The 14618-nt window shown below is 58.7% G+C and carries 11 protein-coding genes and 1 pseudogene; 8 read left to right on the forward strand and 4 right to left on the reverse strand.

All coding sequences use genetic code 11. The features are described from left to right. Nucleotides 1-2 precede the first annotated feature (2 nt). Complete coding sequence (locus CHB75_RS20130; protein WP_089273829.1) at nucleotides 3-866, forward strand: D-amino-acid transaminase; 864 nt, start codon at nucleotides 3-5, stop codon at nucleotides 864-866. 189 nt (nucleotides 867-1055) lie between these two features. Further along, nucleotides 1056-1238, forward strand: coding sequence for a CsbD family protein (locus tag CHB75_RS20135; protein WP_089273831.1), 183 nt, complete (start codon nucleotides 1056-1058; stop codon nucleotides 1236-1238). 92 nt (nucleotides 1239-1330) lie between these two features. Here the strand turns inward: CHB75_RS20135 and yghU are convergent, their stop codons facing one another. Beyond that, the gene (gene yghU / locus CHB75_RS20140) at nucleotides 1331-2194 is read right to left on the reverse strand and encodes a glutathione-dependent disulfide-bond oxidoreductase (protein WP_089273833.1); all 864 of its coding nucleotides are present in this window, start codon (nucleotides 2192-2194) and stop codon (nucleotides 1331-1333) included. 358 nt (nucleotides 2195-2552) lie between these two features. Further along, nucleotides 2553-2984, reverse strand: a complete 432-nt coding sequence (locus tag CHB75_RS20145; RefSeq protein ID WP_089273835.1) for a DUF1489 family protein — start codon at nucleotides 2982-2984, stop codon at nucleotides 2553-2555. Between the two features lie 187 nt (nucleotides 2985-3171). Between CHB75_RS20145 and CHB75_RS20150 the strand changes: the two genes are divergently transcribed. The 3 genes and pseudogenes from CHB75_RS20150 to CHB75_RS20160 form a co-directional block, all read left to right on the forward strand. Next, nucleotides 3172-5457, forward strand: coding sequence for an adenosylcobalamin-dependent ribonucleoside-diphosphate reductase (locus tag CHB75_RS20150; protein ID WP_089273837.1), 2286 nt, complete (start codon nucleotides 3172-3174; stop codon nucleotides 5455-5457). 323 nt (nucleotides 5458-5780) lie between these two features. After that, nucleotides 5781-6875 carry an AAA family ATPase gene (locus CHB75_RS20155; RefSeq protein ID WP_089273839.1) on the forward strand — a complete coding sequence of 365 codons (1095 nt, stop codon included), beginning with the start codon at nucleotides 5781-5783 and terminating at the stop codon, nucleotides 6873-6875. A 50-nt stretch (nucleotides 6876-6925) separates the two neighbouring features. Next, nucleotides 6926-7333, forward strand: a pseudogene (locus CHB75_RS20160) (IS91 family transposase); the annotation flags it as partial. A 447-nt stretch (nucleotides 7334-7780) separates the two neighbouring features. Here CHB75_RS20160 and CHB75_RS20165 read toward each other — a convergent pair. Beyond that, nucleotides 7781-8770: an AraC family transcriptional regulator gene (locus CHB75_RS20165; RefSeq protein WP_089273841.1), complete on the reverse strand. Its 990-nt coding sequence runs from the start codon at nucleotides 8768-8770 to the stop codon at nucleotides 7781-7783. A 100-nt stretch (nucleotides 8771-8870) separates the two neighbouring features. Between CHB75_RS20165 and CHB75_RS20170 the strand changes: the two genes are divergently transcribed. Together CHB75_RS20170 and CHB75_RS20180 are read left to right on the forward strand one after the other, a co-directional pair. After that, nucleotides 8871-9425, forward strand: a complete 555-nt coding sequence (locus CHB75_RS20170) for a regulator (RefSeq protein ID WP_089273843.1) — start codon at nucleotides 8871-8873, stop codon at nucleotides 9423-9425. 591 nt (nucleotides 9426-10016) lie between these two features. Next, nucleotides 10017-10382 (forward strand): hypothetical protein, encoded by a 366-nt coding sequence (locus CHB75_RS20180; protein WP_281253248.1) that lies wholly within the window; start codon nucleotides 10017-10019, stop codon nucleotides 10380-10382. Between the two features lie 50 nt (nucleotides 10383-10432). Here CHB75_RS20180 and istB read toward each other — a convergent pair whose 3' ends face one another. Next, nucleotides 10433-11191 carry an IS21-like element helper ATPase IstB gene (gene istB, locus CHB75_RS20185; RefSeq protein ID WP_089273849.1) on the reverse strand — a complete coding sequence of 253 codons (759 nt, stop codon included), beginning with the start codon at nucleotides 11189-11191 and terminating at the stop codon, nucleotides 10433-10435. A gap of 1334 nt (nucleotides 11192-12525) precedes the next feature. On the opposite strand from istB, the gene CHB75_RS20190 reads away from it, so the two are divergent. After that, entirely contained in the window at nucleotides 12526-13998 is a 1473-nt protein-coding gene (locus CHB75_RS20190; protein ID WP_141135159.1) for a phosphatidylserine decarboxylase, read from the forward strand. Nucleotides 13999-14618 lie beyond the last annotated feature (620 nt).

Below are 14618 nucleotides of genomic sequence, written 5' to 3' on the forward strand. Positions count from 1 at the left end.
ATATGACCCGCACCGTCTATTTGAACGGAGACTACCTGCCTGAAGCCGAAGCGAAGGTGTCAATCTTTGACCGCGCCTTCCTGATGGCGGATGGCGTCTATGAAGTGACGAGCGTGCTGGATGGCAAGCTGATTGACTTTGAAGGCCACGCGACACGGCTCCAGCGGTCTTTGACCGAGCTTGAGTTGCGCGCGCCCTGCACGATGGACGAACTGCTGGAAATTCACCGCGAACTGGTCCGGATAAACGGCATCACCGAGGGGCTGGTCTATCTACAGATCACCCGTGGCGCGCCGGGCGATCGGGATTTCGTCTTTCCCGACCCTGAAACCACTGAACCGACTATCGTGCTTTTCACCCAGAACAAGCCGGGACTGGCCGCCAGTCCGCAGGCCGAAAAGGGTATGAAGATCATCAGCATCGAAGATCAGCGCTGGGGTCGCCGCGACATCAAGACCGTGCAACTGCTCTACCCGTCGATGGGCAAGATGATGGCCAAGAAGGCAGGGGCGGACGACGCCTGGATGGTCGAAGATGGTTTCGTAACCGAAGGCACCAGCAACAACGCCTATATCGTCAAGGGCAACCGGATCATCACCCGCGCGCTGTCACACGACATCCTGCACGGGATCACCCGCGCCGCCGTGCTACGCTTTGCCGCCGAGGCGCAGATGGAAGTGGAAGAGCGCAACTTTTCGATTGCCGAGGCTCAGGAAGCGGATGAAGCGTTCATCACCTCGGCCAGCGCCTTCGTCATGCCTGTGGTCGAGATTGACGGCAAGCAGCTCGGCGATGGAACGCCGGGCAAACGGGCAAAGCGGCTGCGCGAGATCTACCTTGAGGAAAGCCTGAAGACGGCGATCTGAGGCCTGATAGAACTTCGACGGCCTATTGTGGGGCCGTCGACCGAACCGGTGCCCTTTACCGGACCAGCCACTACACCGAGTCGTGATCGGGTTCGGGAAACCAAAAACGGGATTGCGTGTTTGTCCGACGTGCAGCACGCCGTCGCGATAACCGCCCTGCGGCTGCACCCCACCTGAGAAGGAAACATCATGGGTGAACTCGCAGACAAGGCAAAAGGTACCGCGAACAAGGCCGCTGGTGCGGTCAAGGACGCAGCTGGCAAGGCGACCGGTAACAAGAAGCTTCAGGCCGAAGGCAAGGCGCAGAAGCTGAAGGGTGATGCGCAGAAAGTATCGGGGTCGATCAAGGGCGCGTTGGGCAACAAGGTCTGAACGCTGAACTGTAAAAATAAATGCCGGAGAAATTCCGGTCTACGCGGGGCCCTGACGATAATACGTCAGGGCCCCTTCTGTTTGCGCAGCGTCTATTCTGCCGCGATCTTGTCCTGAGTGCGGGTGTCGAAATCCGATGCGTCATGGCGTTCATGAAGCTGGGTCTCTGGCTCGCCAAAGGTACGGTTGACCATGCGTCCGCGCTGTACTGCCGGACGTGTATCGATCTTTTTGGCCCAGGCCATGACATTGCCATAGCTATCCACGTCCAAGAATTCGGCTGCCGAATAAAGCCGCCCCAGAACCAGCTGGCCGTACCAGGACCAGATCGCCATGTCGGCGATGGTATAGTCGTCACCCGCTATAAAAGCCGTCTCGGCCAGCCTTTTGTCCAGCACGTCTAGCTGGCGCTTGGTTTCCATGGTGAAGCGGTTGATCGGATATTCCCACTTCTCGGGTGCGTAGGCATAAAAATGGCCAAAGCCGCCGCCGAGGTAGGGGGCAGATCCCATTTGCCAGAACAGCCAGCTGAGCATCTCAGGACGATCTTCCGCCTTGCCCAGGAAGGCCGAGAATTTCTCGGCCAGATGCAGCAGGATCGCGCCGGATTCGAAGACCCGGATCGGTTTGGCGCCGCTGCGGTCCATCAGGGCGGGGATTTTGGAGTTTGGATTCACACCGACAAATCCGCTGCCGAACTGGTCGCCGTCACCAATCCTGATCAGCCAGGCATCATACTCCGCATCCTTGTGACCGGCCGCCAGCAGTTCCTCGAACATCACTGTGACCTTCACGCCGTTGGGCGTGGCCAGGGAGTAGAGCTGGAAGGGATGGTCGCCGACCGGCAGTTCCTTGTCGTGTGTCGGGCCTGATATGGGCCGATTGATGCTGGCGAACTGGCCGCCGGATTTGGCGTCGTTGGTCCAGACTTTGGGGGGCGTATAGTTGTCGGTCATCGGGGATCCTTCCGTTCGGATTTGACTTGGTTTTACAACTAAGTTTCCGGGAGTGGAATGCCAGAGGGAAAGGGCCTGCGCCGCAGCCAGGCTCATAGTCCGGTCGGCAGTGTGGGCAGGTGCGCCAACCCGCCATGCGACGCTGGCGCCTTGGTCGGTCAATCGCCAGAAATGAAATTCTGACCTGTTTTTTGCTCCGAAATGGGTTTCTTAGCCGTTGCAACGCGATCAAGTGAGCAGGCCCGTCTCAACCCGGATATGGGGATCCGAACCAATGTCGATGCACAAAAATCGCGAGCTTTCGAGGGCGGGCTGTCGGCGACGCACACGGACTGTGCGGAGCTGCACAGCTTTTGGTTTAGAGCACCCCGATATCTGCCAGTGCCCCAGCCAGTTCAGGGGGCAGCGTATCCTCGGATGCACGGCTGCCTGAAAGGTCGACAGGCGCGTCGGCAGGGGCCAGATAGCGCCAGCCCTGAAACGGGCGCTTCTGCGCCGGGCTGGTGCGGATCAGCGTGGGGTCCAGCACGATGGCGCAGCGGCGAATGCCGTCGCCGCTGTCGTATTCATCAAGGCGCAGGATGCGCTGGCGGCACTGTATCAAGCCTTTGACAACCCAATAGATCGACCCGCCGTTCAGGATTTCAGCCTCGCGCTTGGGCCACATGCGGGTGACGTGCCGGGGGAGGCCGTCCGGGCCCCTTGCCCGCGCGGAAGCCTGCCAGGCGGACAGACCATCAACCGACTCAGTTCCGACGCTCAGCTTCAGGATATGTGTGGTGTTATCCATGATGTGATTCCCTGAAGTGCCCCCAAAAGGCACATATATATTGTAGTTCATTGGTCCATAGCTTCAAGCTGTGGTAGGTTACGCTGGTGGAGGAAGCGCGTTTTTGCCCCCTTTTGCCTGTGATCCGACAAGGATCCGCGCTATCTAAACGTCCTGCCCTGCCAACGACAGCCTTAGGATTCGCCTCATGACCCGCTTTGCCGCCCCCATCGCCGAACAGATCTGGGATATGAAATATCGCTTCAAGGAGGCCGATGGCACCGCGATCGACCGCTCGGTCGAGGATACATGGCGCAGGATCGCCCGATCACTGGCCGAGGTTGAAACTGAGCCCAAGGTCTGGGAAGAAAAATTCTATGCCGCGCTGGAGGATTTCAAATACCTCCCCGCCGGGCGGATCATCGCCGGGTCAGGTACGGGCCGTGCGGTCACGCTGTTCAACTGCTTTGTGATGGGCACAATCCCAGACAGCATGGGCGGCATATTCGAGATGCTGCGCGAAGCGGCGCTGACCATGCAGCAGGGCGGCGGGATCGGCTATGATTTCAGCACGATCCGTCCCAAGGGGGCCGCTGTCAAAGGCGTGGCGGCGGATGCAAGCGGGCCGCTGTCGTTCATGGATGTCTGGGACGCGATGTGCCGCACGATCATGTCCGCCGGGTCGCGCCGTGGCGCGATGATGGCGACGATGCGCTGCGATCATCCGGATGTGCTCGACTTTATCGCGGCCAAGGCGGACAGCGCCAGGTTGCGCATGTTCAACCTGTCGGTGCTGATCACAGACCCGTTCATGGAGGCGGTCAAGGCCGACGGCCCGTGGGATCTGATGTTCGATGGAACGGTCTACCACACGGTAGAGGCCCGTGATCTGTGGAACCGCATCATGCGCGCAACTTACGATTACGCAGAGCCGGGCGTGATCTTCATCGACCGGATCAACGCCGCCAACAACCTGTCCTACGTTGAAAAAATTGCCGCAACCAACCCCTGCGGCGAACAGCCCCTGCCACCCTATGGCGCCTGCCTGCTGGGGTCGATCAACATGGCGCGACTGGTAAGCGACCCCTTCGGGGATGCCGCTGGTCTGGACGAAGATGCCCTGTCCGAGCTGGTCGCAACCGCCGTTCGGATGATGGACAACGTGGTGGACGCCTCGAAATTCCCGTTGCCCCAGCAGGCTGCCGAGGCACGGGCCAAGCGGCGGATCGGTCTTGGCGTCACCGGCCTGGCCGACGCCCTGCTGATGGTGGGCCTGCGCTACGGTTCCGACGAAGCGGCGCGCCAGACCGAGCGCTGGTTGCACGCAATCGCCCGCGCCGCGTACCTGGCTTCGGTGCAATTGGCAAAGGAAAAGGGTGCCTTCCCGCTGTTTGACGCCGACAAGTATCTTGAGTCAGGGACCATGCGCGCGATGGACGAAGACGTGCGCGACGCCATCCGCGAACATGGCATCCGCAATGCCCTTTTGACCTCGATCGCGCCGACGGGGACGATCTCGCTTTATGCTGGCAACGTGTCGTCGGGGATCGAGCCGGTGTTCGCCTATGCCTACACCCGCAAGGTGCTGCAAAAGGACGGGACCCGGACCGAAGAGGAGGTCGTGGATTACGCCGTGCAGATGTGGCGCGACCGGTTCGGTGACACGCCTTTACCCGACTATTTCGTGAATGCGCAGACGCTGGCACCGCTGGACCATGTGCGGATGCAGGCGGCGGCTCAGAAATGGGTCGACTCATCCATTTCCAAGACGATCAACTGCCCCGAGGATATCTCGTTCGAGGATTTCAAGGAAGTGTACCTGTCGGCCTGGGATTCAGGCTGCAAAGGCTGCACGACCTATCGTCCGAACGATGTGACAGGCTCCGTGTTGTCTGTGTCGGACGAGAAGAAGGCGCCCGAAGTCGTGGCTACGGACGACGCGGAACCCCAGCAGCCCCATGGCGACGTGATCTATATGTCCGAGCCGTTGGACCGTCCGCAGCAGCTTGAAGGCAACACCTACAAGCTGCGCTGGCCGGACAGCGAACATGCGATCTATCTGACGATAAACGACATCATCGTCGGCGGGCGCAGACGTCCGTTCGAGGTCTTCATCAACTCCAAGAACATGGAACACTTCGCCTGGACGGTGGCCCTGACGCGGATGATTTCTGCAGTGTTCCGGCGTGGCGGCGACGTGACTTTTGTGGTCGAGGAACTCAAGGCGGTTTTCGATCCCCGTGGTGGGGCCTGGGTCAAAGGCAAATACATCCCCTCGATCCTTGCCGCTATCGGTGGTGTGATCGAAGAGCATCTCATCTTCACAGGTTTCCTTGAGGGTGAAGGCATGGGCCTTAAATCCGACCCCAAGGCGCAGGTCGTGGGGCTGGATCTCCCGCGCGGCAAAGCCTGTCCGTCCTGCGGTCAATTTGATTTGCGAATGATCGAGGGCTGCATGACCTGCGCGAGCTGTGGGCACTCTAAGTGTGGCTGAGATTTTGCGGCTGCTAGTTATGGGACACACCATAAAATGACCATTCTCTAGGTTTTTTGTCCATTGTGGCGCACGTTAAATGACCACCGGAAGCGATGCTTTCGGTGGTTTTATTTTGTATCAAGGGCTTAGATGTTCTCGGTAATATCGCCCGCTCGCTGAGACCAGCGCTAGGCGCACATCCAGCGACGACTTGATCTAGCGGGCTTTTTGTTCCCTATGTGTTCTCAAGGTTCCGGAACCTTTCATCCCTCGTCTTTCAGGCCTGGCCGGCCCGAGAGCACCGCCGCGGCGTTGGTCCGGCGCCTTGAAAGGACTCCGCCATGACTCGTGCGACCTCCACGATCCCGTTCAGCACAATCAAATTCATCGACAACATCCCGCGCCTGTCTGATCTGACCGAACGGCTCACGCAGAAGCTCCGCGAGATCCGAATGGAGCTGAACCAGCGTGAACCTGACAGGATGACCGCGGGAAGAGCGCAGAGCAGATATGATCTAATCACCGACGCCGATACCATCAGGATCAAGCGTCGGGCCATGCGGTATCTTGAGCGCCTGCACAACTCGACAGGGACTCAGCATCTGCCTCAGCGTGACGAGGCGTTATTGACGCCTTTGCGCGGTGGTCTGCCGGTTGCCCGGATTGTGACCGAACATGAGGCGGATGAAATCGCGGCCGTGCTGCACGCAGAAATGCCCTGGATGGCCCCGGCGACGGAAGTGGTCTGGCATGGCCTGAGAGCTTCCGCCCGTAGAGGGCTGCTCGGCCTACGTTTCGATCCACTTGTGCTGGTCGGATCCCCTGGGATCGGCAAGAGCTACTGGGCGCGCCGCCTTGCGCATCATCTCGAGGTGCCCACCACTTCCATCGATGCCACGGGTGAGCCTGCGGCCTTCTCCCTGGTCGGCGCGCAACGTGGCTGGGGTAGTGCGAGCCCGGGCAAGCTGATCCAGACAGTTCTGCGCGAGCGGCATGCCGGGCCCATCGTGATCATCGACGAGGTGGAGAAATCCGGAGATGTCCAATCGACCCAGGGATCGCGCCATACCCTGACCGATGCCTTGCTACCTCTTCTGGAGCGTATGACAGCCGAAACCTGGGAATGTCCCTACTATCAGATCCGTTGCGACATGTCCTGGGTGAACTGGGTGATGACTGCCAACAGCCGGTGGGGGTTGCCCGCGCCTCTGATCAGTCGCTGCATCGTGCTCGATCTGCCGGATCTGACAGGATCGCAGCTGCGGACCTTTATCGAAGCGCAGGGTGCGAAGCGAAGCCTCCCGCGAGTAGCCATCGACGCCACGTCGGACGCAATCCAGCGCACTATGACCGCCGGTCGCACACCGAGCTTGCGAACTGTCAGCCGCATCTTGGACCGCGCCGAACTGCTGGCGCAAAGACCGATGTTTCAGTGATGCCCGCGGACCATAAAGTGCGCCAGGGTGTTCATGGAGGCATGCCATCGCGTTTGCTGGCCCTGCATCGCGCCGGGGAGCTGGACTTCTACGGAGATCTCGAACGACTGGCACAAACGGGTGCCTTCACCGCTTGGCTCGCGCCGTTCCGCAAATCCGAATGGGTCGTCTTCGCCAAACCGCCCTTCGGCGGCCCCGAGGCAGTGCTCGCCTACCTCAGCCGATACACCCACCGCGTCGCGATATCGAACCATCGCCTGATCAGCGCCGACGCCGAGACCGTCGCGTTCCGCTGGAAGGACTACCGCATAAAGTCCGGCGGCAGGCAGAAGGTCATGCGCCTGGCCATGACGGAGTTCATCCGCCGGTTCCTGATGCACGTTCTTCCCGACGGGTTCCACCGGATCCGGCACTATGGCTTGCTGGCTGGCGCGACACGCAAGGCCACCATCGCCCGTGCCCCCACCCCTGGCAAGTCGTCGTTCCTGGCGCTTTTTTGAGAGTGAACGAAGATCTGGCACGGGACCGAAGTGTCCGATGAGTTGAAGGGCTGATTGCCGCCGACGGGCCGTGCAGATTTTCACATCGAGCAAACCCGAAGAAGATCCAAACGCTGCTGGGGCACGCGTCGATCACCATGACAATGGATGTCTACGGCCATCTCTTCGAGAATGCCGAGCAAGATGCCGGGATGTTCGAAAAGTTGGAGCAGGATTTGCTGGCAGCGTGAGAATGGTCGATTTGTTCCAGCACCAGAGCGACGCGGCCCTGCTGCGATGGGGCGGAGCATCCAAGGCGCGCCAATCTTGAACCAGCCGATGGTAACATGCGCAGCGGACGGCCGGTTCACGCGTGAAACGACACGCTTTAGGAGCTTCTGCCTATCGCTTTCTGTGGCGCTCTCATCAGTACATCTTCATGGCGGTTCGATATTGTGAGGGTGCCGCTCCCGTCCAGCGCCGAAAGGCCCGGGAAAAATGTGCGCCATCGCTGTACCCCAATTGAAGCGCAATATCGGTCAAATTCTGATCGGTCGAACGTAGCAGAAGGATCGCGCGGTCCTTCAGAAGACCATCAAGCAAGACGCTATAATTGCATCCTTCGGAGTCGAGAGAACGCTGAAGCGATCGTCGGTTAGTATCAAGCTTGGACGCAACCCAGTCAATCTTCGGCTGACCTTCAAGTAAGGCTATTGCCAAGAGTGCTGTGACCTCTGCGCGATACCCAGAAGCAGGGGGGATCACTGGCTCCAATCCTGTCACCCGGTCAGTTTTCGGCCACCCCGTCGCCGAAAGAAGTGTTGTGTCAAACTCGACGGCTGTGACCTTCGCGCAGTGCATGACAGGCGCTTCGAATATTCGTTCAAGGGCGGCTGCGTGCGCAGGCCCTGTACATGTTGATCTGATCAGAGTTGGTGACCATCCGCAGCCAGCGAAATGCCGCACGCCATCAATCAGATAGCTCACGCCTAGTAGCTCGTTTTGAAAACGCCCGTCCGCACCAGGGTCGAGAAACTCTATCGACCACCGCGCTTTCTGGCCGAATATGCGAAGCTGAAGATCGGTCTGTGTCTGGAGATAGCGATTGAGACCACGTCTGGATCGGTCAATTGCTCCGCCCAGTGTCGGTGCGCCGGAGACCCATGCGCCAAAGGCACTCAATTTTTCCATACTGACATGTCGTCCGAGCGCCGCGCCGAAAAATGGATCACCGATCTCTCGTCCTGCTTGGCTCAGGACATCGAATTGGTCTTTCAAAGGCAGCGGCAAATCTGGGTTGTCCAGCAGGGACAAAGGCAAATCGGCGCGGTGGAATATCCGTTCAATCGACCCGCCCCGCGTCTCGACAAAGTCGGCTATCGGTCCGAGTGCGCTTGCTCGAGTATAGCCTCTCATTCCACGACCCCCTTGGGCAGAGAATGGCACCAAATGGCAAGAATCGGAAGACGCGTTGTGCGATGAAGGAAGGACTGTCAATTCTTAAGGGGAGGAAACCATGAAAAAGACGACACTCACTCGGCGCGAGGGGCTCGCCGGGATAGGTACGGTTGCCGCATCAGTCGCCATCGGAACACATGCGGCGTCAGCAAATACGGCCAGAGGATCATTCGACCAGTCCAACATCAAGTGGAACTCTCTCGAAGGGATTGACCATGTCTGGTACCATGTCTTGAAGGTCGATCCCGAAGCCAAGATCGTCGATCTGCTGCTAAAGTTCGCAGCCAATCAGCGCATCGTCCTGCACCGTCATCACGCCGATTACAGCACATTCATCATTCAGGGCGAGTTGCGCATCTATGCGGAAAGCGGCGTTCTCAAGGAAATCCGACCGACCGCGAGCTTCGTGGAAAAGCAGGCTGGTGGTGCGCCACACACCGAAGGTGGCGGCGAGGAGGACTGTATCGCTTGGTTTAGCAATCGCGGAACAGATGGGGTGATCTATGAGATCCTAGGTCCAAATCACGAGACGCTTGCGACACTCGGCTTGCAAGAGTTCAAGGGTCTGTGGGAAGCCCAGGAAGCTCCGGTACAGCCCTACATTCCGGGGTGAACAGATGGATCGCGAGTGCAGTGTGCGAAGAATGTAACAGGCGGCTTTGGCGAAGTCGTTTCAAGCGCGGTCCTGCAGTACTCATCCGGCTGCGTCAGGTCGGGCCCGCTTCAGAGGGCTGGAGATCGCGGAAGAAATTTGAAGGGAGCCATCTCAATTCGCCGAAACCCGCCTTGAGCTCCAAGCGCACAGTAGTCGGCCTTGTGCGACTTTCGAGCGTCGGCGCGGCTCCAAAATCCTGCTGATCAGGACTGCAAAAAGTCGCATATTCGTAGTTGCTACGCAAATGCAATTCCCTGATTCTGGACGGATTGAAAATCCTCGTGTCGGTGGTTCGATTCCGCCCCTGGGCGCCACTTCTTCTGCACGAAGAAGAACATCGCTTCATCTTCAACAAGCGTCCGCTACAGGTGGATTCTTTGAAGGTTCTGGCTGCGATCTGGGACGCTGGCCCCTGAACTGAGTGTCAATCCCGGAGCAAAATCGGCCAAGTTCCCGGTGTAAAATTGGACAGTTTGGTTGGGAGTTGGCCGCGCCTTGGCGCGCGTGCTCTCCAGATAGCTGACGCGTGCCAAGGCGCGCTGGCCGCCGTTGGTGTGGACCGGTGTGCCAGTCGGCACCCAAAGTCTGGCGCTGATCATGTATCACTATCCCAAGGGCACCGTCGAAGGCGTCGACCCGCCCAGCCAATACTGGCTGTTGTGGAATATTCCTTCGGGCACAGTTTCTTTGCCGCGCAGCAACCCCGACTCCATCGGCGACGAAGGGTCCGACAAGGACGGCAATGCCACAGGCTATACCCCACCGTGTTCGCCAAAGCCGTGGTTTTCCATCTCCAGAAAACCGGAGCACCAATATTTCATCGAACTTTTCGCATTGAACGCCCCGCTGGCAACGCTGCCCACGCATGACGCGCTGTCGGTGGATTGGACGGTGTTGATTTCCACCCAGAAGTGACCCGGGGTTTCCATCGAGAACTGACCCACCTTTAGATTATGTTTCGGGGGTCAGGCTTTGGTCAAGGCATGAGTTTCCTCCTTGGTTTTCCGCGCGGCGGCGGCCGAACTGGCCTTGAAGCGGAAGCTGTCGTTTCCAGTCTCCAGGATGTGGCACCGATGGGTCAGACGATCGAGCAGCGCGGTGGTCATCTTTGCATCACCGAAGACCGTGGCCCATTCGCTGAAGCTCAGGTTCGTGGTGATGACGACGCTGGTGCGTTCGTAAAGTTTGCTGAGCAGATGGAAGAGCAGCGCACCGCCTGACGCACTGAACGGCAGGTAGCCAAGTTCGTCCAGGATCACGAGATCAAGTCGGACGAGGCTTTCGGCAAGCTGTCCGGCTTTCCCCTTGGCCTTCTCCTGTTCGAGCGTGTTGACGAGCTCGATGGTCGAGAAGAACCGAACCTTGCGGCGGTGATGCTCGATAGCCTGCACGCCAAGGGCTGTCGCGACATGTGTTTTGCCGGTGCCCGGGCCACCGATCAGCACGACGTTCTGGGCACCATCCATGAAGTCGCAGCGGTGCAGCTGTCTCACTGTGGCCTCGTTGATCTCACTGGCCGCAAAGTCGAAGCCAGAGAGATCCTTGTAGGCCGGGAAGCGTGCGGCCTTCATGTGGTAGGCGATGGAGCGCACCTCGCGTTCTGCGACCTCAGCCTTCAACAACTGGGCAAGCATCGGCACCGCAGCGTCAAAGGCTGGTGCGGCCTGTTCCATCAGGTCGGTCACGGCTTGAGCCATTCCGTGCATCTTCAGGCTGCGCAGCATGATGAGCCTCCTGTCTGATGATTGAGAAGGCCCCAATCGTCAGGCAGGTCGCCGAGATCACAAAACGCGCAGCCCCATGAGGGCTGGGCTACGACATCAGCCACGCGCGTCAATGCCGCGGAGCGGCTTAGTCCCCCCGCCCTCATGCCCACCGCTCAGCTCGATGCTGAACCTGGCATGAATGTCGTGAAAGGGCTGGCACCTGCCGGATGCACGCGCAGCAAACAAGCGGCGAAGTGAGGTAGGTTTGGGCTCGAAGCCCACCTTTACAGACGTGCAAATGTCCACACGGCGAACATGCGTTTGCTCACTTACGGGGGGACTGTCTGGGTAGCGCCCCACCTTCTGCAAAGACCCGCTGGCCGCCGCAGATTGCGTAACGGCTAACCAGGTCTATTGCAGGGGGACTGCCTCTAAGAGGATCGCGAACTCTAAGAGCATCGCGAATTAATGAAAAAAGTAGGATCGGCAATATGCTCGCACACCCGGACCAGAAATATATGCTCAGCGCAACATAAACACTCGCGCCCAGCATTAGGCTGAACCCCGCCGCGACAATGCCAATTAACACGCTAATCATTAAGTATCCTACTATCATTGAATTACCACCTAAATATGTGCTCCTAAACAGTCTCCTGCTATATGATCAAACGATTTGGTTGCGTAAAAGGTTCCGCTGCTCTCCAATGCCTGCACTGGACATCAAACCTCAATGAGGTCTATCGCAGGCCACCACAGTGAATTTATTTGTTCCCTCGGCATCAAACCTTAAAGGTTCCGCCGATTAAGTCGCAGGCCTACTGGCAGCGCTTGGCGCCAAGTGCTGCAAAGTCGAGAGATGTTGTGAGCCAATGCGGTCGCTACCCGTTACCGCCAGTTGGTTGGACGCCGTCACCACGGCTTTGCAAAGCCCGATTACTGCGCATAGTCGCCGTCGGTGCGCCCCGCAGCATCAAAGTATGCAGCATCGCCTTGCCGAGCGTCGGCTTTCGGGAACTGGCACCGGAATCTCGCTCCTGCAGCAGAGAGGGCGCTGCGCCAGGAACGAAGGTCGCGTTTGGGCTGCCTGCGGTCCACTGCGGTGATCACCGATGGGGATTGGGGCGGATGACCTCGAGCTGCACTGCCGCAAGGCGGCTCCGAGCACTACCTGTCGTCAAAAACCTTTGTCCAACCGTATACGCGCTGCCCCGCCAAGAACAGTAACCCGCGGTGAACGGCGTATGGCGCACAGCACGTTTCATCGCCAGTGATTGAGGTTGGCTTTGGTTTTGCAGCTCTGATGTGCTACCCTTTAAAGGTCGTAATTTCGGTAGATTTCAACTAGAGATTAAGTGATCGGGGAGATTCCAATGAAACTAATTAACACTGCCGCGGCTGCCCTCATGGGAGCGACATGCATTGCAAGCGCCGGATTGGCCAAAGATTGCGCCGCGCCGCTGCGTCAACCAGCCACCGAAAAGCTGATGGAACTGGTCGTGAGTGATACGGTATTGAAATACCAGCTCGAGCAGTCGATCGCTCTGGGCCAGCGGATCAACGGTGACCCGATGACCAATCCGGTGGCGAGCCTGGAGGATTACTACCATTTCATCGACGCGCTGGTGACCTACAACCCGCAGAACATCATGACTGGAACGCTGAATGGTCAGACCCGGGTTTCGATGGACGGCAAAAACTATTGCAATTGGAACATCCTCGACATTCTGGCCTACAGCTATTTCCTGGTCGATCGGCAGCTGACGACCGATCCGCGCGGGCAGATCCAGTTCGCCAACGATAAGTTCGGCGAATGGATGCGCGATATCGCGGTGGAGTGGGGCAATTACCTGGAAACGCCCGCTTCGGCGATCAATGTTCCGGATTTTACCAGCGATCCGAATTACGCCACCTGGACCTCGGCTAGCGATCCTGGCACCAGCCCTTGGTATTGTCCGCCCGAGGGCGGCTACGACACCTTTCAGGCCTTCTTCACGCGTGAGTTTTGCGCTGCAACCTTCCCCAACGGCTCGCGCCCGGTACAAGGCTATGACGACCCCAGAACCGTTGTAGCGATCGGCGATTCGACCTCGGCTGGCCGTTGGCCGATCAGTGAAGACGGCAAGCTCGTGACCACTTATGACGGGGTTGCCCAGTCGGGTCGGGTCATCAAGGGCCAGCTTTACAGCGACGTTCATGATTTCATCTTGGGCGGCGAGGGTGAGACAGTGATCGAAAGCTTCGGATCGATCGATCCCACTTTGTTCGACGGCGGCACTTGGACCCACCAGTTTCTGAACGTTAACAACTATCATCGGTTGCACGTACCCGTGGCGGGCAAGATAGTTTACCTCAAGCATCTGCAATCCGCAGTGCGGATGAAATCGGGTTGGTCGCAAGCCATTGGCGAGGGCGAAGTGTCGTTTTACGACCCGCGCGACACCGCCGACTGGCAGTTTGGCCAGACAAGGATGGTAATCGGCATCGACACCGGGGAACCGCATGGGGTGGTGGTGATCTCGCCCATGGGCATGGCGCAAGTCTCTGGCATCCAGAAACGTCAATGGGTGATCGAAAACGCACAGGCGTTAAAGGGCCAGGAGTTCGCTAATTTCGCCTTCGGCGGTTCCGATTTCGTGGTAATGTTCGAAAAGAAGGCGGGTTTTGTTCTGACGGTCGATGTCCTGCCCGAAGAAGCGCCCGGTGCGGGTGTCAACTATACGGGTTCATTGCAGGGCGAAAAGTACGGCTGCTTCGGCGGCGACCCCGGCTGCAGTGCGATACCGGGCGCGGCGAACCAGCCGCCGCCGATCCCTGCAGATCAGTAAGGCTTGCCCTTTTCGGGGGTGATCGCGTTCGCATGCATTTCTTATCGATCACTGGGGATACCAAAGCGCAAGCCGTCCGGGACGAATGATATGGAGGCTTTGAGGCCTTCCTTGTCCCGTGCGCGTGCAAGCGCGACACCGAACACGTGCCCTGGGAAGATAAGCCGCAACGCTCCAGGTGGCGCTTCAGGGACGGAAAAATTCCTCAATTTCATGGTCCAAGAATGACAAGAATTGATCGGAGCCTCGGATGGCAGGTTTGTCCCACACACCGACGATTTTGCATACATAGTGCTGCAAGATGCACGAATGGCTGCTCTGACGAGCCGCGCCGCAGCATCGCTTTGTGTAGTCGAATGGCTGCAATGGGCTGACTCCGGACCCGCGCCGTGTCTGGTGACCGCGGCAGGAAAGCGCAGGAAACGGACCCTGCAAACTTGCGAACCATGGTCGTCCTTCTGGACGTGACCGGCCCACAGCCGCCATTCGTTGCTAGCTCAACTTGCCGCAGTGCAGCCCATCATTGCGGATGGGGTGGATAGCTCCTGCTCCACCCGGCGTCGCAATGCGCCATACTGCAGTTGTCTATCACTGCTAGGAAAGGAGCTACCCAATGCAAG

This window comes from Puniceibacterium sediminis, assembly GCF_900188035.1.
Taxonomy (GTDB): Bacteria; Pseudomonadota; Alphaproteobacteria; order Rhodobacterales; family Rhodobacteraceae; genus Puniceibacterium; species Puniceibacterium sediminis.